Annotated in this window: 20 protein-coding genes; 6 read left to right on the top strand and 14 right to left on the bottom strand. The window is 66.4% G+C overall.

Annotated features, from left to right (window positions below):
• Window positions 1–4: 4 nt before the first annotated feature.
• Together M2320_RS09060 and M2320_RS09055 are read left to right on the top strand one after the other, a co-directional pair.
• Window positions 5–352, top strand: a complete 348-nt coding sequence (locus M2320_RS09060; RefSeq protein ID WP_184427776.1) for a hypothetical protein — start codon at window positions 5–7, stop codon at window positions 350–352.
• A 22-nt stretch (window positions 353–374) separates the two neighbouring features.
• Window positions 375–965, top strand: a complete 591-nt coding sequence (locus M2320_RS09055) for a beta-class carbonic anhydrase (RefSeq protein ID WP_264596993.1) — start codon at window positions 375–377, stop codon at window positions 963–965.
• Between the two features lie 80 nt (window positions 966–1045).
• Here M2320_RS09055 and M2320_RS09050 read toward each other — a convergent pair whose 3' ends face one another.
• The 4 genes from M2320_RS09050 to M2320_RS09035 are packed head-to-tail and all read right to left on the bottom strand — an operon-like array spanning window position 1046 to window position 5064.
• Window positions 1046–2329 (bottom strand): O-acetylhomoserine aminocarboxypropyltransferase/cysteine synthase family protein, encoded by a 1284-nt coding sequence (locus tag M2320_RS09050; RefSeq protein WP_264596992.1) that lies wholly within the window; start codon window positions 2327–2329, stop codon window positions 1046–1048.
• Window positions 2330–2339: 10 nt separating this feature from the next.
• On the bottom strand, window positions 2340–3503 hold the full coding sequence (locus M2320_RS09045; RefSeq protein ID WP_264596991.1) for a PLP-dependent transferase: 1164 nt from the start codon (window positions 3501–3503) through the stop codon (window positions 2340–2342).
• The gene (locus M2320_RS09040) at window positions 3500–4093 is read right to left on the bottom strand and encodes a dimethylsulfonioproprionate lyase family protein (protein WP_264596990.1); all 594 of its coding nucleotides are present in this window, start codon (window positions 4091–4093) and stop codon (window positions 3500–3502) included. Before M2320_RS09040 ends, M2320_RS09045 begins: the two co-directional genes overlap by 4 nt.
• Window positions 4090–5064, bottom strand: a complete 975-nt coding sequence (locus tag M2320_RS09035; protein ID WP_264596989.1) for a hypothetical protein — start codon at window positions 5062–5064, stop codon at window positions 4090–4092. Before M2320_RS09035 ends, M2320_RS09040 begins: the two co-directional genes overlap by 4 nt.
• A 476-nt stretch (window positions 5065–5540) precedes the next feature.
• Between M2320_RS09035 and M2320_RS09030 the strand changes: the two genes are divergently transcribed.
• Window positions 5541–6914 (top strand): cystathionine beta-synthase, encoded by a 1374-nt coding sequence (locus M2320_RS09030; protein ID WP_264596988.1) that lies wholly within the window; start codon window positions 5541–5543, stop codon window positions 6912–6914.
• Window positions 6915–6916: 2 nt separating this feature from the next.
• Window positions 6917–8092, top strand: coding sequence for a trans-sulfuration enzyme family protein (locus tag M2320_RS09025; protein WP_264596987.1), 1176 nt, complete (start codon window positions 6917–6919; stop codon window positions 8090–8092).
• Between the two features lie 159 nt (window positions 8093–8251).
• Here the strand turns inward: M2320_RS09025 and M2320_RS09020 are convergent, their stop codons facing one another.
• Window positions 8252–8674 (bottom strand): DUF4399 domain-containing protein, encoded by a 423-nt coding sequence (locus tag M2320_RS09020; RefSeq protein ID WP_264596986.1) that lies wholly within the window; start codon window positions 8672–8674, stop codon window positions 8252–8254.
• Between the two features lie 138 nt (window positions 8675–8812).
• Here M2320_RS09020 and M2320_RS09015 point away from each other — a divergent pair, with 138 nt between their 5' ends.
• The gene (locus tag M2320_RS09015; RefSeq protein WP_264596985.1) at window positions 8813–8992 is read left to right on the top strand and encodes a hypothetical protein; all 180 of its coding nucleotides are present in this window, start codon (window positions 8813–8815) and stop codon (window positions 8990–8992) included.
• 66 nt (window positions 8993–9058) lie between these two features.
• Here the strand turns inward: M2320_RS09015 and M2320_RS09010 are convergent, their stop codons facing one another.
• A complete protein-coding gene (locus M2320_RS09010) occupies window positions 9059–10666 on the bottom strand; it encodes an inorganic phosphate transporter (RefSeq protein WP_184427787.1) in 1608 nt (535 codons plus the stop codon).
• Between the two features lie 164 nt (window positions 10667–10830).
• Here M2320_RS09010 and M2320_RS09005 point away from each other — a divergent pair, with 164 nt between their 5' ends.
• Complete coding sequence (locus M2320_RS09005) at window positions 10831–11265, top strand: antitoxin Xre/MbcA/ParS toxin-binding domain-containing protein (protein WP_264596984.1); 435 nt, start codon at window positions 10831–10833, stop codon at window positions 11263–11265.
• 23 nt (window positions 11266–11288) lie between these two features.
• Here the strand turns inward: M2320_RS09005 and cobO are convergent, their stop codons facing one another.
• From cobO to M2320_RS08965, 8 genes are all read right to left on the bottom strand, one after another.
• On the bottom strand, window positions 11289–11885 hold the full coding sequence (gene cobO / locus M2320_RS09000) for a cob(I)yrinic acid a,c-diamide adenosyltransferase (RefSeq protein WP_264596983.1): 597 nt from the start codon (window positions 11883–11885) through the stop codon (window positions 11289–11291).
• Entirely contained in the window at window positions 11882–12502 is a 621-nt protein-coding gene (locus M2320_RS08995; protein WP_264596982.1) for a hypothetical protein, read from the bottom strand. The genes cobO and M2320_RS08995 overlap by 4 nt, the downstream gene beginning before the upstream one ends.
• Window positions 12499–13062 (bottom strand): histidine phosphatase family protein, encoded by a 564-nt coding sequence (locus M2320_RS08990; protein ID WP_264596981.1) that lies wholly within the window; start codon window positions 13060–13062, stop codon window positions 12499–12501. The genes M2320_RS08995 and M2320_RS08990 overlap by 4 nt, the downstream gene beginning before the upstream one ends.
• 3 nt (window positions 13063–13065) lie before the next feature.
• Window positions 13066–13851 (bottom strand): CbtA family protein, encoded by a 786-nt coding sequence (locus M2320_RS08985; protein WP_264596980.1) that lies wholly within the window; start codon window positions 13849–13851, stop codon window positions 13066–13068.
• A gap of 88 nt (window positions 13852–13939) precedes the next feature.
• On the bottom strand, window positions 13940–14122 hold the full coding sequence (locus tag M2320_RS08980; RefSeq protein ID WP_184427793.1) for a CbtB domain-containing protein: 183 nt from the start codon (window positions 14120–14122) through the stop codon (window positions 13940–13942).
• Window positions 14123–14297: 175 nt separating this feature from the next.
• Window positions 14298–17672, bottom strand: coding sequence for a cobaltochelatase subunit CobN (gene cobN, locus M2320_RS08975; RefSeq protein ID WP_264596979.1), 3375 nt, complete (start codon window positions 17670–17672; stop codon window positions 14298–14300).
• A gap of 3 nt (window positions 17673–17675) precedes the next feature.
• Complete coding sequence (gene cobW / locus M2320_RS08970) at window positions 17676–18707, bottom strand: cobalamin biosynthesis protein CobW (RefSeq protein ID WP_264597061.1); 1032 nt, start codon at window positions 18705–18707, stop codon at window positions 17676–17678.
• Window positions 18694–19107, bottom strand: coding sequence for a DUF1636 domain-containing protein (locus M2320_RS08965; protein WP_264596978.1), 414 nt, complete (start codon window positions 19105–19107; stop codon window positions 18694–18696). Before M2320_RS08965 ends, cobW begins: the two co-directional genes overlap by 14 nt.
• Between the last annotated feature and the right edge of the window lie 10 nt (window positions 19108–19117).

The raw sequence follows: 19117 nt of genomic DNA, 5'->3' as shown, positions 1-19117 counted from the left end.
CGCCATGGCCCACGCCTTCCGCCCGATCACGGTCAGCTTCACCCCCGTCGCGCGGCGCGAATTGAACGCCTTCGTGGCGAGCGTCTATCGCGGCGACTGGGGCGACGGCCTGGTGCCGATCGTGTCCCTGGAGCCCTCGGGCTTTCACGCCCATGAGCCCGCGCGCGCGAAGACGGGCTTCGTGCTCGGCGCGACCGACCTCGACCATCATCACCGCGCCTGCGTCCTGGTCCGGCCCCGGCTGGCCTCGCTGGACGGCATGGCCTTCCTCCTCAAACTGCCGGCGCAGGCCTCGGTGCTCGACCGCGTCGATTTCGACTGGCGCGACGGCCGGCTGCTCGCGCAGAACTGACCATGGAGACCCAAGCAAAATCATGACCAGCAAAATCCTCTCGGACGTGCTCGACGCCAACGCCAAATATGCCGAAAATTTTGGCGAGAAGAGCGAACTGGCGCTGCCGCCGGCGCGTCGCTTCGCCATTCTCACCTGCATGGACGCCCGCCTCGACCCGGCCAAATATGCCGGCCTGTCGGAGGGCGACGCGCATGTGATCCGCAACGCCGGCGGGCGCGCCACCGACGACGCCATCCGCTCGCTGGTGATTTCCCACAAGCTGCTAGGCACGCTGGAATGGTTCGTGATTCATCACACCAATTGCGGCATGGAGCTGTTCTGCGACGAGGTGATCAGCGACCTCCTGGATGACAGCCTGGCGACCGCCGCGCTCGACCCGGCCACGTTGAAATGGAGCAATCCGCAGCACGGCGGCGGCTGCGCGGCGGGCCATTTCATCAAATGGCACACGATCAAGTCGCAAGAAGAGAGCGTGGCGCAGGATGTGGCGCGCATTCGCGCGCATCCGCTCGTGCCGAAAAACATTCCGATCTACGGCTATGTCTATGACGTGCGGACGGGCAAGCTGGTCCACGTGCCCAAGGCGACGGAGATCGGCAAAGCGATCTGAGTTTTTGAGTTGCGCTGGCGCCGGGTCTCCTCGACGGCGCCAGACAAACAGGCGGCGCCGCGAGGCGCCGCCTGTTCTTTTCAGGCCGCTTCGAGCGCCTGGGCGATATCGGCGAGAATGTCGTCGATATGCTCGATGCCCACGGAAAGCCGCACATAGCCGTCCGACACGCCGGTGGCGAGCTGGTCTTCCGGCGAGAGCTGCGAATGGGTTGTCGTCGCGGGATGGATGGCGAGGCTGCGGGCGTCGCCGATATTGGCGACGTGATAGAGCAGTTTCAGCGCGTCGATAAAGGTCTTGCCGGCCTGCTTGCCGCCAGCGAGTTCAAAGCCGACCAAGGCGCCATAGCCGCCCTTGAGCACGACATCGGCGCGCCGCCGGGGTTCGCCGCTCTGGACGCTGGGATGAATCACCTTGACCACTTTCGTGTGCTTGGCGAGATAATCGGCGACGGCGAGCGCATTCTTGTTGTGCTCGCGAATGCGCAGCGGCAGCGTCTCCAGCCCCTGCAGCGTCTGGAACGCATTGAACGGACTGACGGCCGCGCCAATGTCGCGTTGCAAGGTGACGCGGGCGCGCAGAATGTAAGCGATGGGCCCCAGCGGTTTGACGGCCTGCGTCCAGACGGCGCCGTGATAGCTGGGGTCGGGCTGGTTCAGCAGCGGAAAGCGTTCGGCGTGCTTCTCCCAATCGAACTTGCCGGAATCGATGATCGCGCCGCCGATGGAAGTCCCATGCCCGCCGATATATTTGGTGGTGGAATAGACGATGATATGGGCGCCGTGATCGAACGGGCGCGCGATGATCGGCGCGGAGGTGTTGTCGATGATCAGCGGCACGCCCAACTCGTCGGCGATCTTCGCCACTTCCGGAATCGGAAACACCTGAAGCTTGGGATTGGGTAGGGTTTCCGCGTAATAGGCGCGGGTGCGCGCATCGGTGGCGCGGCGGAAATTTTCGGGGTCGGAGGGATCGACGAAGCGCGCTTCGATTCCGAGCTGTTTAAACGTGTTGGCGAACAGGTTCCAGGTGCCGCCATAGAGGTCGGTGGAGGTGACGAAATTGTCGCCGGCCTGGGCGACGTTCAGGATGGAAAAGGTGCTCGCCGCCTGCCCCGAAGCGACCGCCAGCGCGGCGACGCCGCCTTCGAGAGCGGTCAGGCGCTGCTCCAGCACATCATTGGTCGGGTTCATCAGCCGCGTATAAATATTGCCGAGTTCGGCGAGCCCGAACAGATTCGCCGCATGTTCGGTGTCGCGGAACTGATAGCTGGTGGTCTGGTAGATCGGCACCGCCACCGAGGTCGTGGTGGGATCGCTGCGATAGCCCGCGTGCAGCACCAGGGTTTCAGGTTTCAACGCCATTGAAAAAGTCTCACTTCTGGTTGGAATTGAGGGCGGTCTGGAGCGCCGCATTGAGGTCTTGCAGAATGTCATCGACATGCTCGACGCCGACGGAAAGCAGGACGCGGCCCTCGGCCGAACCGACGACCGAACTGCGCAGTCCGCCGAGACCGCCGTCCCGCGAAATCAGCGACAGCGCGTCCAAAAATTTTTCGGGATGCGGCAAACGGAACGCCACCAATCCACCGGCGGCGGCAACGCCCGAAACCTCCGGCCGGGACGCCAAGACCTCGGCAATTCGCAAAGCGTTTTCGGCATGGGCGCGCATGCGCAGCGGCAGGCTTTCGAGACTTTGCAAAATCTGGAACACCGCCATCGGGCTGATGGCGGCGCCGAGATCGCGCAGCACGCCGCCGCGCGCCCGCGCGGTCAGCGGCGAGGCGTTCCATTGTTTCACCACTTCGGTCCAGACGGCGCCGTGATAGGACGGGTCGGGCGTGAACAGCGTGGGGAAGCGCTCGGACTCCCAGGAAAACGTCCCTGCGTCGACCAGCACGCCGCCATCGGCCCGCCCCGCGGTCAGCCAGGTCTCCGCGGCATAGACGACGATCGCCGCCCCCTCCGCCACGGGACGAACGAGAAACGGCAGATGAGAATTGTCGATCGCCAACGGCACGCCCAGCGCCCGACCGGCGGCGGCGACGGCGGCGATGGGAAAGCGCTCCAGGCTCGGCACAAAAAGGCTCTCGGCGAACCACAGCCGGGTGCGCGCATCGGTGGCGGCGACAAAATCCTCGGGCGAAACGGCGTCGCGCACCTCGATGCCGAAGCGCCGCAGCTGGACGACCAGATCGCGTCCGCCGCCCTCCACTGTCGCGCGGGCGAACACCACATTGTCGCCGGTCTGGACCAGCGACAGCAGCGCATCGCAAACGGCCGCCGCGCCGCAGGCCAAAGCGAGCGAGGCCTTGCCTCCCTCGATGGCGGCGACCCGGCGCTCCAGCACTTCGCGCGAGGGATTGCTGGTGCGGGTATAGGTGTAGCCGATCACCTCCAGATTGAAGAGCCGCGTCGCGAACTCGGTGCTGGGATAATGGTAGGAGGTGGTGAAATAGATCGGCGGCGCCACCGCGCCGGTCTGCGGATCGGCGCGATGACCGGCGTGCAGGGCCTGGGTTTGCGGATGCGGGCTCATGGCTGTGGGCTCCAGACGGAGGGCGAAACCACGTCGCCGCTCCAGGTGTAGAGGGCGAGCAGCGGCTCGTCCCCGGTTCGCATGGCGTGGATCTGGTTGCTGTCATGCAGGATGAAGGCGCCGGGGCGGCGCCAATGGCTGCTCCATTCCGCGACGCCGGTCAGCACGTGATAGAGCTCGACCGCCGGATGCCGATGCGGGGCGTAATAGCTGTGCGGACCAATCAGCGTCAGGCCGAGACACACCTCGTCGCTGCGCCAGGGCGCGGCGGGTCCGACGAATTCCGCCCAGCCCATGTTGAGATGCAAGTCGGGAAAGGCGGCGGTCGCCTCATAGCCATAGCGCCAGGGCAGGTGTTCGGCGAGCGGGCCGAGCAGCGCCGCGAGTTCGGGCGCGTCGCGCTCCAGCCCGGCCAGCGCCGCGGGCAGGTGGCGCACCAGCGGATGCGCGCTGGCCGCATAAGGCGCGGGATCATGGGCGACGCGGTCGAGCAGACGCTGCACGTTCAAGGCCTCAAGCCCCGCCCGCCCATCGGCCCGGTTCAACCGCGCGCGCAGCCGCGCCACGAGTTGGGCGAGTTCGGCGCTCATCTCTTCGGCTCCGACAGCAGCGCAGCCACGGTATGGCCAATGCGCCGCCCCTGCCGGTGCAGGCGCCAGGCCTGCGCGGCGTCGAGCTGGTAGGAGCGCAGGTCGCGTTCGATGGCGAGCGCGTCGCGTCCCGCCTGTTCGAGTTCGAGCCCGGCGAAAGCCGCCTCCAGGACTTCGACGGGATAGAAGTGGAAGAACAGCCCCTGCTTTTGCCATTGCGCATAGGAGGCGATGACCTCGTCGGCGTCGGCCTGCGCCTTCCACCAATAAGTGAGGAAGCTCGGTCTATGGCCGGCGGCCTCGGCCATTTCGGTCAGCACGCTGAGCGGCAGCCGCGCGCCGATGGTCGACAGCACGGCGCCGCCGGGTTTGAGAAAATCATGGGCCTGAAGCAAAGCGAGATAGTGGAGCGTCAGCAGCCCATCGGCCACGGCTTTCGGCGTGGCTTCGCTGCGCGGCGCCAGAAAGGCGGCGCTGGTCTTGTCCACTTCGACTTGCGCCGCATCCGCCACCGGGAGATTGGGCAGGTTCTCATAGATCAGATCGAACCTGACCCCGCTCGCCCGCAGGGGCGCCAGCAGGTCGCCGGCGCCGGCGTGCAGCGCCACCTCCCCCACGAGATTGCGGCGCACATTGCCGGCGGCGGTCTCGACCACGTCGGGAAACAGATCGGTCACGCCGACCACATCGGCGCCCAGCAGTTCGATGGCGGCGAGCGCATCGAGGCCGGCGCCGGTGCCAAGCGCGCAAAACGCCTTGCAGGCGGCGTCGCCGCGCCGGGCGCGCAAAATCTTGAAACAGGGGGCGGCGACGCTCGCCACCCAGTCGCGCGAGCGGTCTTCGACCTGCGGCCGCCAGGCGCGGTCGGCGACGGCGATGTCGACGCGCGCCCGCACCCGGCGGACCTCGGCGACATCGAGATAGGGCGCGATGTCGAGCGACAGCGACGCGGAGGAAACAATGGCGTTCATAAACGTTTAACCTTTGGTGGCGGGCGCGCGCCGCCGCGGCCGGGGCGGCGGATGGCGGAAATTCCGAGGAGAGGAATGGGTCAGCGATCGACCCAGCGCAGTGCTGCGCGACACAATCCCGGCGGCGCGGCCGGCGCGAGGCCACGCTTGATCTTGAGGAGCGCAAAGCGCGACATCACGGCAATTCCCGGTCAAAAATTTCGAGACGACAAATTTTTATGCCGGACTAATTTTTTTGTCTATCGTTTTTATATTCTAATAATCCTCCGCCCCATCCTCGCGCGCGCGACATGAGCGCTGCTATGCCAGCCCCGGCGCAGAGGATGAGTGCGGCAAAATAGTCTATCCATTTGGTGGACTATATGCATATATGAACCAGCGTCGAAGCGTGTCCGTCGCAGCGCGTCCGGTCATGTCCGGAGGCGCCGGGCGGCCCCGGCAAGGCGCCCTGACTTTCATTCCCAACGGGATCGACAATGAGCAAAGACTCCCGTCCGGCCGTGCTCGGACTTATCGGCAATACGCCCCTGATCGAAGCCACCCGCCTCGACACCGGCAAGTGCAGGCTGTTCCTGAAGCTGGAGTCGCAGAATCCGGGCGGGTCGATCAAGGATCGCATCGGTCTGTGGATGGTCGAAGCCGCGGAGCGCGAGGGCAAGCTGAAGCCCGGCGCCACCATCGTCGAGGCGACGGCCGGCAACACCGGCTTAGGCCTGGCGCTGATCGCCCGCGCCAAGGGCTATGGCCTCGCGCTCGTCGTCCCCGACAAGATGGCCGCCGAAAAGGTCCTGCAGCTCAAGGCGCTGGGCGCGGTCGTGCATGTGGTGCGCTCCGACGTCGGCAAGGGCCATCCCGATTATTACCAGGATTTCGCCGCGCGAATCGCCTCCGAAATTCCCGGCTCGTTCTTCGTCGACCAGTTCAACAATCCCGCCAATCCCGCCGCGCACGAGCAATCGACGGGACCGGAAATCTTCGGCCAGATGGACCATGCGGTGGACGCCGTGGTGTGCGGCGTCGGCTCCGGCGGCACGCTCACCGGCCTCTCCCGCTTCTTCCAGCGCGCCAGCCCGAAAACCGAATTCGTCCTCGCCGATCCCAAGGGCTCGATTCTCGCAGACTACATCCGCACCGGCCGGATCGGCGTCGCCGGCTCCTGGCTGGTCGAAGGCATCGGCGAGGATTTCATCCCGCCGATCGCCGACCTCAGCGGCGTCAAAAAGGCTTACGAAATTCCGGACGCCGAAAGTTTCGCGGCCGCCCGCGAATTGTTGCGCGCCGAAGGCATTCATGGCGGCTCGTCCACCGGAACCCTGCTCGCCGCGGCGCTGCGCTATTGCCGCGAACAGACCACGCCCAAGCGCGTGGTGACGCTGGTCTGCGACACCGGCACCCGCTATCTCTCAAAAGTCTACAACGACAATTGGATGGTCGAGCAGGGCCTGCTGCCGCGCAAAAACTTCGGCGACCTGCGCGACCTCGTGGCGCGGCGGTTCGACGAGGGCGGCGTGATCAGCGTCACCCCCTCCGATCCGCTGCAAACCGCCTTCGTGCGCATGCGCTATGCCGAGGTGTCGCAATTGCCGGTGATCGACGGCGGCCGCATCGTCGGCCTGCTCGACGAATCCGACATTCTCGCCCGCGTGCGCGCCAATCCCGCAAACTTTTCCAAAGCCGCCGCCGAGGCCATGACAACCGATCTGGAAATCCTGCCGCCCGACGCCGACATCGACGTTTTGCAGAACGTTCTCGACCGCGGCTATGTCGCCATTATCGCGGAGGGCGACGTGTTCTTCGGCCTGATCACCCGCTTCGACCTGCTCAACCATCTGCGCCGGAAGGCGGCCTGACCATGAACGCATCCTCGAAAATCAAGGCCGGCTTCGGCACGCGCGTGATCCATGCGGGACAGGCGCCCGACCCGTCCACCGGCGCGATCATGCCGCCGATCTACGCCAATTCCACCTTCGCCCAGGAAAGCCCGGGCGTGCACAAGGGGCTGGATTACGGCCGCTCGCACAATCCCACCCGCTGGGCGCTGGAGCGCTGCCTCGCCGATCTCGAAGGCGGCTCCAAAGGCTTCGCCTTCGCCTCGGGACTGGCCGCCATCGCCGCGGTGCTGGAGCTGTTGCAGCCCGGCGACCATCTGATCGCCGGCGACGACCTCTATGGCGGCACCTATCGCCTGCTGGAGCGCGTGCGCGCGCGCAGCGCCGGCCTGACCATCAGCTATGTCGATCTGACCCATCCCGAAAATTTACGCACGGCGCTGCGGCCTGAAACCCGCATGGTGCTGGCGGAAACCCCGACCAACCCGCTGCTGCGCCTGGTCGACCTCGCCGCGCTCGCGGACATCGCCCGCGAAAACGGGATCATCGCCGTCGCCGACAACACGTTCGCCACCCCCTGGGCGCAAAGGCCGCTGGAGCTCGGGTTTGACGTCGTGGTCCATTCCACGACCAAATATCTCAACGGCCATTCCGACGTGATCGGCGGCGCGGCCATTGTCGGCCACAACGCCGATCTCGCCGAACGCATCGGTTTTGTGCAAAACGCGGTCGGCGCCATCGCCGGGCCGTTCGACGCCTTTTTGACGCTGCGCGGCGTGAAGACACTCGACGTGCGCATGCGCCGGCATTGCGAAAACGCCTTCGCCGTCGCCTCCTGGCTGGAAAGCCACCCAAAAGTGCGGCGCGTGATCTATCCCGGCCTGCCCTCGCACCCCCAGCACAAGCTGGCGGAGCGGCAGATGCGCGGCGGCGGCGGCATGATCTCGGTCGATCTCGTCACCGATCTTGCGGGCGCCCGCCGCTTCCTCGAATCCTGCCGGGTGTTCACCCTGGCCGAGAGCCTGGGCGGCGTCGAAAGCCTGATCGAACATCCGGCGCTGATGACCCACGCCACCATTCCGCCGGAGCGGCGCGCGGAATCGGGAATCAGCGACTCGCTGGTGCGGCTGTCCGTCGGCATCGAGGAGGCCGTCGATCTGATCGCCGATCTCGCCCAAGCCCTGGCGCAGATCGACTAAGGCGCGCCTGGAATTGTCGCGCGCCTGGGGCGACCCCTTCTCCCCTTGCGGGAGAAGGTGGCGCGCGCAAGCGCGCCGGATGAGGGGTTCCGTCGGTTGTTTCAATGGCCCTAAATTTATCGCGGGAGCGGCGCCTGGCCCGCCGCCGCCGCCGCGCGCTCACTTCACCTCGATCTCGATGATCTCGGACACAAGCGGCGGATCATGGGGAATGTGATTGCCGTCGGCGAGGATCAGTTGCAGCTTGTGCCGGCCGGGCGGCAGGTCGAGCACAGTCTCGGTCTGGCCGCCGCCAAAATGTTTGACGTGGGCGTTGGCCGGCAGCGGCTGGTTGAGTTCGTCCCCCTTCGGCGTCTCCGCATCGATCAGCACATGATGGTGGCCGACGCCGGCCTTGTCGGTCCCCGCAGGCGCGACGCCGACGCCGGACAGACCGAATTTCACCTCCACCTTGCCATTGACCACCGCCCCATTGGCCGGCGTGATGAAATAGACCCTCGCCTTCTCGGGCCAATAGGGCTCGGCGCGCAAAGCCGAGGCCGGCAAGGCGAAAACCAGGGCTAACCACGCAAGTCTGTTCATGGCGTTCTCCAATTGATGGGCGAATGACGCGCCCCAACATCCGATCGACGGCCGCGTCACCTGCAACGTTTTTTTCCGGACAGGGAACAAGACGAAAGCTGAGCGGTTTTGGTTCCATGGGACTGTGGAGGTTCACCCATGAGAATTGACCGAGACCCCGTCGCCCTCAAGGTCGAGGATGATGTGTTGGCGGCCGAAATCCACGACGCCGTCTGGCTGGGCGAGGAGGAGTCCGAGCCCGTTCAGCACGATGCGTCGCTCCGCGCCGCCACGCCCCAGCAGCCCGCGCCGCGCTCAAAAACGCCGCGCGACGATTAGCGCACAGCAGCACAAAAAGCCGCCGCGACCCGGTCGCGGCGGCCTTCCTTCAACGGCGCATCGCCGTCAAAAGATCGAGCGGAACAGCCAGTAGAGCGAGCCCGACAGCAGCATCGCCACCGGCAGGGTCAGGACCCAGGCCATGGCGAGATTGCGGATGGTCGCCATTTGCAGGCCGGAGCCATTGGCGGCCATGGTTCCGGCCACGCCCGAGGACAACACATGCGTGGTCGAGACCGGCAGGCCGAAGGCGTCGGCGGCGCCGATCGTGCCCATGGCGACCATTTCGGCCGAGGCGCCCTGCGCATAAGTGAGATGGCTCTTGCCAATCTTCTCGCCGACGGTGACGACGATGCGCTTCCACCCCACCATCGTGCCGAGGCCGAGCGCGATGGCGACGACGATCTTCACCCAGGTCGGGATGAATTTGGTCGCCTGGTCGATCGAGCCCTTATAGGCCTTCAGCGTGGCGCTCTCGGCGGGGGAAAGCTCCGCGGCCTTGTCCTTCATCAGGAAGCGGATCGCCTCGGAGGTCAGATACATGTCGTTTCGAATGTTGCCGACCTGCTCGAACGGCGCCTTGGCGATCGAACCATAGCCCTCGACCTGTTTGGAAATATCCCTGATCAGCACCGACAGCGAGGGATAGGTGCCCTCGGTGATCTGGTGCTGCGAAATATAGGCGGTCACCGCCGGGCGGGGATCGCCGATGATCGCGTAGCCGGAGGCCTTGGCGTCCACCACCCGCGACGCCTCGGCGGAGGCCTGGGCGAATTGAGCGATATGGCTCGCCGGCAGCGACTTGTTCAGCGCGTAGGAGGTGGGCACGGTGCCGATCAGGATCAGCATGATCAGGCCCATGCCCTTCTGGCCGTCGTTCGATCCGTGCGCGAAGGACACGCCGGTGCAGGTGAAGATCAGCAGACCGCGGATCCACAGCGGCGGCTTGGCGTCGCCCTTGGGCGCCTCGTAAAGCTCCTTCTTGCGCACCAGGAATTTCATCAGCATCAGCAGGCCGAAGGCGCACAAAAAGCCGACCAGCGGCGACAGCAGCAGCGCATAGCCGATTTCGGTGGCCTTGCCCCAGTCGACGCCCGACGTGCCGTCACGACCGCGCAGCAGCGCATTGGCGACGCCGACGCCGATGATCGAGCCGATCAGCGTGTGCGAGGAGGAGGCGGGCAGGCCGAACCACCAGGTCCCCAGATTCCAGATGATCGCCGCGATCAGCAGCGCGAACACCATGGAAAAGCCCGCGTCGGAGCCGACCTGCAGGATCAGCTCCACCGGCAGCAGCGAAATGATGCCGAAGGCGACGGCGCCGGAGGAGGTCAGCACCCCCAAAAAGTTCCACAGGCCGGACCAGGCGACGGCGACCGGCGCCTTCAGCGAGTGGGTGTAGATGACCGTCGCCACCGCATTGGCGGTGTCGTGGAAACCGTTGACGAATTCGAAGCCCAGCGCGATCACCAGGGCGACGCCGAGCATCAGGAACGGCCAGATCTTCACCACGGCGGCGTTGGGGCCGAGGTCGTCATAGATCGACCAGGCGGCGAACAGCAGGCCGCCGACGCCGATGGCGATCAGCGCCCAGATCGTCTTGGGCTGCGCGGGATTGTCGAGATTTGGCCTGGCGACATTGGGTTCGGCCGGGATCGATGACGCAACTGTCATGATGCTCCTCCTGGGGACTAAGCGTCAGCGCATATGTCGCCAAGATCACAGTAGGATGACGCAGCGTCGCCTTTTTTTCCGAGTGGCCTCAAGGAGGGGCTTGACAGCGCGGTCAAAATGTTCTTGTTTTGTTCTAGTCCATCAAGAGCGGACGGAGAGAGCAGATGGCGCTGGCGTTTGGCTTGGAATTTGGTCCACAGGACAGGCCCATCGGCCGCCGCGCCTTCGGGCGCGACGCGCGCGCGGCCCGCAGGCCAGCCGCCAACGTTTCGCCCGAGACGATCCGCCGCGAGAACGCCGCCCTCGTCGGCGCCTTCGACGACCTCGCCGAGGCCGTCGGCGTGACCGCAGCCGAGCGCGCCGTGCTGCTCGGCGGCGCGCGCGATCCCTCGCGGCTGATCCTGGCGCTGGAACTCCTGGGCGCCGCCCGCGACCTCTGCGGCGGCGACTCCGCGGCGCTCGCCTGGCTGCGCGCCACAAACCCGCAGGCGCCGTTCAACGAAAAGACGCCGCTCACCCTGATCGCCAGCCAGGGCCAGCTCGGCGCCGAAATCGCGCTGATTTTTCTGCGCGCCCGGCTGCGCAAAGCCATGTGCTGACCGGCGGGCTCAGAATTCCAGCCTTAAAATTCGATCCCGGCCTGACCCTTCACCCCGGCGGCGAAATGGTGTTTGACGAGCCCCATTTCCGTCACCAGATCGGCGGCCTCGATCAGCTCCTTTTTCGCATTGCGCCCGGTCACGACCACATGCAGATCGGGCCGCCGCGCCGAAAGCTCCGCGACAATCTGCTCGAGCGGCAAATAGTCATAGCGCAGGGCGATGTTGAGTTCGTCCAGCACCACCATCTTGATCTCGGGATCGGCCATGAGCTCGCGCGCCTTGTCCCAGGCGCGGGCGGCGGCGGCGATGTCGCGGTCGCGGTCCTGCGTCACCCAAGTAAACCCCTCGCCCATCGTGTGCCAGGTCACGAGATCGGAGAACCGCTCCAGGGCGCGGCGCTCTCCGGTGTCGCGGCCCTTGACGAATTGCACCACGCCGATCCGCCAATTATGGCCGAGAGCGCGCAACACCAGGCCGAAGGCGGCGGTGCTCTTGCCCTTGCCGGGACCGGTGGTGACCACGAGCAGGCCTTTTTCGATGGTCTTGCTGGCGATCTCGGCGTCCTGCACTTGCTTGCGCTTGGCCATTTTCGCCTGATGGCGCGCGGCGTCGTTCATGGTCCCTCCACAGGCGTTCTTGTCTTGAAAATTCGAGGGCGAAGGCCCGCCAGCAGCCCGCCTGCCCCGAGCAAAAACAGCAAGAAGCCGGAAAAGGTCAGCAAAGTCGGGCGATGGGTCAGCGCCAGCGACCAGTCTGGCCAGACCACGACGCCGCTGTCAAAAGTCTCAGCGCTGTTCGAGCAGACGGCGCCGGCGCCGGGATCGCGCGCGATGTCCTCGGCGATCCGCGCCTGCAGCGCCTGGGCGTCCTGCCCGCTCGGCAGGGCCGCCAGATGATCGAGCAGCGCCCGCGCGCCGGCGACATAGGCGTGGGCGCATTCGTTGAACGGGCTGTCCTCGTCGGTCAGGCTGCCCGGCGCGAGGCCGCGCCCGCAGGCGAAATATTGCAGGCTGACAAAATTTTGCAGCCGGCGCAGCGTCGGATCGGTTGTCGCGCGCCGCTCCGCCAGTTTTTGAATATCCGGGAGATAGCGGGCGAGGATCGGCGTCGCGCCATGCGAAACCGCAGGGATTTCGACCCCGACGGGCCCACCGGACTGCGGGCGCACATGATGCGCCCGCACCGGCGCAAGCGCGGCGCAAACCAGCAAGAGGCCGGAGAGAAGCCGGATCATCGCGCGTCCCGAACGGGAATCAGCGCCTTAAAAGTCCAGCGCCCGCCGGCGCGAGACAACCGCGCGAGCGTCAAGGGCGCAACATCGACATGCGCCATGGCCGACGCGCCCGCGCCCAGCGCTCGAACGATGGCGGCGCGCAAAATTGTGGGATGGGTGATCGCCAGCGCCGATTGCGCCAAACCGTCCATCCACGCCCCGACGCGCTTGAGCACGTCGGCAAAGGATTCGCCGCCATGCGGCGCCGCATCGGCATCGCGCAGCCATTGCGCGACACCATCCGGCTCCCGCGCCGCGACCTCCTCGAGCGACCGCCCAGCCCAAAGGCCGAAATCGCAATCGCGCAAAAAAGGCTCGACCTCCGCGCGCAAGCCAAGCCCCTCCGCCGTCTGCAAGGCGGACAAAGCGGGGCTGCGGAGCACGCGATCCGCCGCCGGCAAACCGGAAAACAGCGACAGGCTTTCGAGCCCAAAAGCGTCCAACCCCTCGTCCGCCGGAAATCCGAGGGACCGCGTCGACGGCGTCGACGCGGCGCACAGCAGGTGAAGCCGCAGGTTCAAACCTCAGGCTCTGAAGGGGCGCAAAGCAGGCTGTTCACGTCCGACGACGCGCTCGGCATAGACGCCGAACGCCAGCCCGAGCGTCGCCCACAGGATCGCCTGCCCTCCCAGCGACGACAGGCGGAAGGCCCACAGCAGGTCTGCCGGAAACCCTTCAGGGACCTCGTTGACCCCCGGCAGGGCCAGACACACGCCGGTCATCACGGCAATATAGGCGAAGCCGGCGACAAGTGTCGCGTTCCATCCGCCAAGCCGCCCGCTGAGCGCCTGACGCAGCAGACCGGCGGCGATCATCGCCGCCAGCGAGATCAGCATCAAAGCGAAATAGAGGCTGGTGCGCAGGTCGATGGTTTCGGAGAGACCCACGGCCGGCGGATTGGGCGGATATTTCAGCATCGGCGTCACATAGACGCTGACAAAACCGAGAGCCGCGAGCACGGCCGAGGTGGCGCGGGCGTCGAGCGCGCCGAGGCGGCCATAGGCCAGCGCGAAGGCCAAAGCGAAGAAGCCGCCGAAGGCGACGCTGAACACGCCGACGCCGGTGAACAGCCCGATGCCGGACTGGACGGGACGGCTGACGAGTTCGGGCTCCGCCTGTTCGACGGGCGCCGGCTGGCCCTTGGCGGCGGCCTCATCGGCGCGCGCCTTGGCCTTGGCCTCGTCCATGGCGCTCTCGAAGGCGATGGCGCGTTCGACATAGGGCCCGCCCACCCCTTTGAGGAAGCTGAAGGAAAGCAGAGCGGCGACCAGTCCCGCGAGCATTCCGGCGATCAATAATTTCCCAGTCATCAAAAGTCCCCGTCAAGGCAAACGACGACGACGCCAGGATCGCGAGGATCCCAGCGTCAGCGTCAACGGATGCGTCGAGCGAAAAAGCTCAGTGGCAGGGGAAGCCGAGCAGATGGCGGGCGTCGTGCACGAATTCATGCGCCAGGCCCTGTTCCACGCCGACGAAATAGACGCCGAGCACCAGCAGCACGCTGGCGAAAACCGCCCAGGGGAGGATCTGGCGAACGGGAATGGCGACGGGACGGGCGACGGGCAGCGTCGTGGCGGTCATGATGAAAAAACTCCTCGGATTTCGCGTCCAGTTAGAGGCTTGCCTGGCCGTGGGGGCGGGTCTGACTCTCGCTTGGCTCCCAAGCGATCACAGTGGCGCGACCGCGCCGGGTTTTCACCGGCTTCCGCTCAACACGTCTATGCAATTTCCGACCATAAAGGTCGACAAAAACTTGTCAACGCTGATTTGGCTCGGACAGCCGCGCCGCGACCAAATGCTGCATTTCGCTCAGGGATGATCCGACGCTGTTGCGCCGCGTGCGCCAAAAACCGCGCGCCAGCGCGCTTTCGAATCGCTCGGCGATGGACCGGGCGGCCTGCGGATTGGCGTCGACGAGAAAATCACGCACCGCCGGTTCGTCGCAGACGGCGTCGAACAACAGGTCGAAATGCCGGTCCGCCACCAGTCCGGTGGTCGCGGCGAAGGCGAACAGATTGTCGACGCTCTCGGCGATTTCCGCCGCGCCGCGAAAGCCATGGCGCATCTGACCTTCGATCCAGCGCGGATTGGCGGCGCGGGCGCGCAGCGTTTTGGAAATTTCCTCCGCCAGCGTGCGCGCCTTGGGGCTTTGCGGATTGGTGGCGTCGAGATGATAAAGGCTGGGCGTCGCGCCGACGCTTTCGGCGGCGGCGGCGAACCCGCCCTCGTGATCGGCGAAGACGTCGGAGTCGAGCACGTCCTGACCGGGCAAGTCCTGCACATGAACGAAAGCGTCGGAGGCGGCGACCCGGGCGCCGAATTCCGTGGTCTGGCGCGCCTGCGCGCCGTCATAGGCGTAGCCGGTCGCCTCCAGATAGGCCGCGCCGAGATTTTCGCGGGTCTCCTCAAGGCTCAGCGCCCGCCGCGCGACCCCGGCGCCATAGACGCCGGGCGCCGCGCCGAACACCCGGGCGCGCGATCCCTCGCGGCGCACGGCGCGCGCTAGCGGATTGTCATCGCCCTCCTCGTCGCGCGCGGAAATCGCCTGCACGGCGGCATCGAACAGCGCGATCTGTTCCGGGAAAATGTCGCGGAACAGGCCGGAGATGCGCAAGGTGACATCGACGCGCGGCCGCCCGAGCGTGGCGATCTCCAGCACCTCAAAGCCGGAGACGCGATTGGACGCAAAATCCCAGGTCGGGCGCGCGCCCAACAGCGCCATGGCCTGCGCCAAATCCTCGCCGCCGGTGCGCACCGCAGCGCTCCCCCAGAGGTCGAACACGACGTTTTCCGGCCATTCGCCGTGATCCTGGACATAGCGCGCCAAAAAGGCGTCGGCGGCGCGCTGTCCCAGCTCCCAGGCGGTGCGCGTCGGCACGGAGCGCGGATCGACGGCGTAAAGGTTGCGGCCGGTGGGCAGCACGTCGATGCGCCCGCGCGCCGGCGCGCCGCCAGGTCCCGGCGCCACCCGCCGACCGGCGAGCGCGGCGACCAGCGCCTCCATCTCGGCCCCAGGACATTTTTGCAAAAGCTCCAGCGCCTGCGCGCTATCGCCGGACAGCGCGGCGAGTTCGGCGAGACTTTCGGGCTCGGCGGCGACGCCAAAAACATGCAAGCCGTCGCCGACGCGCATTTCCTTGAGATCGCAGAGCCAGGCGTCGAGCCGGGTCAGCGCCTCTTCCTCGCTCAAGCCCTCATTGAGCCCCGCCTCTTCGGCGAGCCCGGTGTCGCGGGCGCGCTCCAAAATCAGTTCGGCGAGCCGGCGCGCCCGCCTGCCGTCGAGCGATTGCGCCTCGGCATATTCGTCCATCAACCCTTCGACATCCTGCACGGCGCCATGGGCGCCGGCGGCGACCAGAGGCGGCGTCAGATGGCTGAGCGCCAGCGCAGACGTCCGGCGCTTGGCCTGCGCGGCCTCGCCGGGATTGTTGACGATGAACGGATAGATGACGGGAAGCGCGCCAAGCGTGGCGCGCGGCGCGCAAGTTTGCGACAGCGCCACCGCCTTGCCCGGCAGCCATTCCAGCGTGCCATGGGCGCCGACATGCACCAGCGCGCTCACCCCGATTTTTTCGCGCAACCACATGTAGAAGGCGACATAGGCGTGGCGCGGCGGCAAAGCGACATCGTGATATTCGTCCTTGCGCGCGTCGCGCACGCCCCGGTCCGGCTGCAGCGCCACGACGCTGTCGCCAAGCCGCAAAGCGGCGAAACCGAAGCGCCCATTTTCGCAGGCCGGATCGTCCTCCGGCGCGCCCCAGCGCGCATTGATCGCGGCGATGAACTCATGGGGCGCCTCGGCCAGCAGCGCGCGATAGGAGGCGAGGTCGAAAAATTCGGTAGCGGGACCGGTCAGCTTTTTGGCGATTTCGGCGCCGGGCAAAATCTCGCCAATCACAAACCCTTCGTCGGCAAGGCGTTCGGCAATCTTCTCCACCGACGCAAACGTGTCGAGCCCTACGGCATAGCCGGCGCGCCCGCCCTTGCCGGGATAATCCGACAGCACGAAGGCCAGCTTTTTCGCCCGCGCCGGCGTGCGCCGCAGCCGCGCCCAGGCGGCGGCAAGCTGCGCGGCAAACAAAATGTTTTCGGCGTTGGGCCGGCTGAGCAGCGGCGCATATTCCAGGCTGCGGATTGGCGGCTCCGCCGCCTTGAACGAGATGGCGGCGGCGAACAGCCGCCCGTCCACTTCGGGCAAGGCGACATTCATCGCCAAATCGGAGGGCGCGAGCCCGCGCGAGGAGTCCCGCCATTGCGCCTCATTGGCGAGACTGACCGCGACCTGCAGCACCGGCGCGTCGCAGGCGTCGAACACGCTGCCGCCATCGTCGAGGCGGGCGGAAAAAGCGGTGGCGTTGAGGATCACGTCCGGCGGGTCGGCGCGCAACAGGCGGCGCAAATCCTCGACCACCTCGGGGTCCTTGAGGCTGGTGGCGAACAAAGCCTCGACGCGAAACCCTTGTTTTCCCAGCGTATCCGCCAAGGCCTCATAGGGCTCGGTGTCGCCGGCGAGCCAGGCCGAGCGATAAAATAGAATTTTCGCCGACGGCGCCTCGGCGGGCGCGAGCCGGCAGGCGCGGGGAAACACGCCAAGGCGCGCTTCCTCGCGCGGCTCCAACAAGGTCTGGGGATGGCCGAGTTCGCTCAGCGCATAGCGCAGGATCTGCGTGGCGTTGTCGACGCCGCCGGCCTGGAACCAGCGCCAGACCCGGCGCAACTCCCCCTGCCCCACGGTCGAAACTTCGTCGAGCCGAAGGTCCTCGCGGGGATCGCCGGGCACGACCACCAGACGCGCGCCATTGGCCCGAGCGATGCGACAACATTCCTCGACGCCATAGCGCCAATAATCCAGCCCGCCGAGCAGCCGCACGATGACGACGCGCGCGTGCGCCAGCACTTTTTCCGCGTAGAGATCGACCGAATAGGGATGGCGCAGGTCGGCGAGGCTCGCAAGCCGCAGCGACAGACCCGCCATCCCAGGCTCGGCGCCCAGAGCGTCCCAGGCTTTCGCCAGCACATTGAGGTCGCTGTCGGTGAAGGACAAAGCGACAATATCCGCGCGCGACTGGTCGAGATCGACGGCCTGCGCCGTCTCATCCAACGACCGAAGTTCCGCGCGCAGAATGTGCATGGGTCAGCCGAGCGCCGTTTCGATCGCCGCGCGATCCAGCCCCTTCTGGCCGATGACGACCAAACGTCCGCGCCGCGCCTCCTGCGCGCCCCAGGCGCGGTCGTAATGCTGGCGGAACCGCGACCCCACGCCCTGCACCAGCAAACGCATCGGCTTGCCCGCCACATCGAGAAAACCTTTGATGCGCAGCACATCGTGGCGGCCGGCGACCTCGCCGAGGCGCCGGACATAATCCGCGGGATCGGCGAGCGCGGGAATGTCGACGACGAAGGAGTCGAAATCATCGTGGTCGTGGTCGGTCTCGCTGTCGTGATGCGAGGGCCGCGATTCCAAATCATCCTCGGCGCCGGCCTCCAGCCCCAGGGCGACGTCCGGATCGACGCGGCCTTCCTGCGTCGCGATCACTTTTGCGCGCCCGCCGCTCGCCTCCTCCACCGCCGCCGTCACCCGCGCGACGTCGCTCGCCGGGAGCAAATCGATCTTGTTGAGCACGATCAGATCGGCGCAGAGCAACTGGTCCTCGTAAACCTCTTCAAGCGGATTGTCGTGCTCCACGGAGGGATCGGCGGCGCGCTCGGCGGCCAGCGCCTCGGCGTCGTCGACAAAACGCCCGTCGGCGACGGCGGCCGCATCCACCACCGCGATCACCCCGTCCACGGTGAGCCGCGAGCGCACCTGCGGCCAATCGAACGCCTTGAGCAGCGGCTTGGGCAGCGCCAGACCCGAGGTCTCGATGATGATGTGATCGAGTTCCGGCGCGCGCTTCAACAGCGCTTCGATCGCCGGCAAAAAGTCGTCCGCCACCGTGCAGCACAGGCAGCCATTGGCGAGTTCGACAATATCCTCCTCGCGGCAGGACTCGATGCCGCAAGACTTCAAAATCTCGCCGTCGACGCCGACATCGCCGAATTCATTGATCACCAAAGCCAGCCGCCGCGCGCCGGCGTTCTCGATCAGCCCGCGAATGAGCGTGGTCTTGCCGGCGCCGAGAAAGCCGGTGACGATGGTGGCGGGAATTTTGTCAAACACGCTCAGGTCTCCCAGTGGCGGGCGGGAGGCGGCCGATCACCCCCGACTTCAAGAAATCCGGGCGCATCTCCCAGGGAATCACCCCCTGCGGCGAAGCGCCGTAAAGCCTGGCGGCGTCCAGGATCAGTTGCGGATCGGTCTCGGCGGAAAGGTCGCCGCACAGATAGGTCCAGGCGCCGGGCGCCGAAAAGCTCAGCGCGCAGGAGCGGCGGCAGGCGCTGAAACATTCCACAGCGATCACGGCGGGATCGCCCTCGCCCCGCTGGGCGTCCAGGGCGGCGAACAGGCGCGCGCCGGAGCGGGCCTCGCGCGGCTCCAGCGGCTCGCCCTGCGCGCGGCAGGTCGCGCAGACATGAATGACCGTGGAATTTTCTACGATTGTGGACTTTTCGTTCTGCTCCGCCACCAACGCCTCG

Source organism: Rhodoblastus acidophilus (assembly GCF_025961575.1).
Classification (GTDB): domain Bacteria; phylum Pseudomonadota; class Alphaproteobacteria; order Rhizobiales; family Beijerinckiaceae; genus Rhodoblastus; species Rhodoblastus acidophilus_C.
The sequence above is the reverse complement of the archived record's forward strand: the minus strand, read 5'-3'. Positions and strand labels throughout refer to the sequence as shown.

What these genes read in the sequence shown, in the direction of transcription:
- M2320_RS09060 (WP_184427776.1), top strand. Translation starts at nt 5, where the DNA reads ATGGCCCACGCCTTCCGCCCGATCACGGTCAGCTTCACCCCCGTCGCG.
- M2320_RS09055 (WP_264596993.1), top strand. Translation starts at nt 375, where the DNA reads ATGACCAGCAAAATCCTCTCGGACGTGCTCGACGCCAACGCCAAATAT.
- M2320_RS09050 (WP_264596992.1), bottom strand. Translation starts at nt 2,329, where the DNA reads ATGGCGTTGAAACCTGAAACCCTGGTGCTGCACGCGGGCTATCGCAGC.
- M2320_RS09045 (WP_264596991.1), bottom strand. Translation starts at nt 3,503, where the DNA reads ATGAGCCCGCATCCGCAAACCCAGGCCCTGCACGCCGGTCATCGCGCC.
- M2320_RS09040 (WP_264596990.1), bottom strand. Translation starts at nt 4,093, where the DNA reads ATGAGCGCCGAACTCGCCCAACTCGTGGCGCGGCTGCGCGCGCGGTTG.
- M2320_RS09035 (WP_264596989.1), bottom strand. Translation starts at nt 5,064, where the DNA reads ATGAACGCCATTGTTTCCTCCGCGTCGCTGTCGCTCGACATCGCGCCC.
- M2320_RS09030 (WP_264596988.1), top strand. Translation starts at nt 5,541, where the DNA reads ATGAGCAAAGACTCCCGTCCGGCCGTGCTCGGACTTATCGGCAATACG.
- M2320_RS09025 (WP_264596987.1), top strand. Translation starts at nt 6,917, where the DNA reads ATGAACGCATCCTCGAAAATCAAGGCCGGCTTCGGCACGCGCGTGATC.
- M2320_RS09020 (WP_264596986.1), bottom strand. Translation starts at nt 8,674, where the DNA reads ATGAACAGACTTGCGTGGTTAGCCCTGGTTTTCGCCTTGCCGGCCTCG.
- M2320_RS09015 (WP_264596985.1), top strand. Translation starts at nt 8,813, where the DNA reads ATGAGAATTGACCGAGACCCCGTCGCCCTCAAGGTCGAGGATGATGTG.
- M2320_RS09010 (WP_184427787.1), bottom strand. Translation starts at nt 10,666, where the DNA reads ATGACAGTTGCGTCATCGATCCCGGCCGAACCCAATGTCGCCAGGCCA.
- M2320_RS09005 (WP_264596984.1), top strand. Translation starts at nt 10,831, where the DNA reads ATGGCGCTGGCGTTTGGCTTGGAATTTGGTCCACAGGACAGGCCCATC.
- cobO (WP_264596983.1), bottom strand. Translation starts at nt 11,885, where the DNA reads ATGAACGACGCCGCGCGCCATCAGGCGAAAATGGCCAAGCGCAAGCAA.
- M2320_RS08995 (WP_264596982.1), bottom strand. Translation starts at nt 12,502, where the DNA reads ATGATCCGGCTTCTCTCCGGCCTCTTGCTGGTTTGCGCCGCGCTTGCG.
- M2320_RS08985 (WP_264596980.1), bottom strand. Translation starts at nt 13,851, where the DNA reads ATGACTGGGAAATTATTGATCGCCGGAATGCTCGCGGGACTGGTCGCC.
- M2320_RS08980 (WP_184427793.1), bottom strand. Translation starts at nt 14,122, where the DNA reads ATGACCGCCACGACGCTGCCCGTCGCCCGTCCCGTCGCCATTCCCGTT.
- cobN (WP_264596979.1), bottom strand. Translation starts at nt 17,672, where the DNA reads ATGCACATTCTGCGCGCGGAACTTCGGTCGTTGGATGAGACGGCGCAG.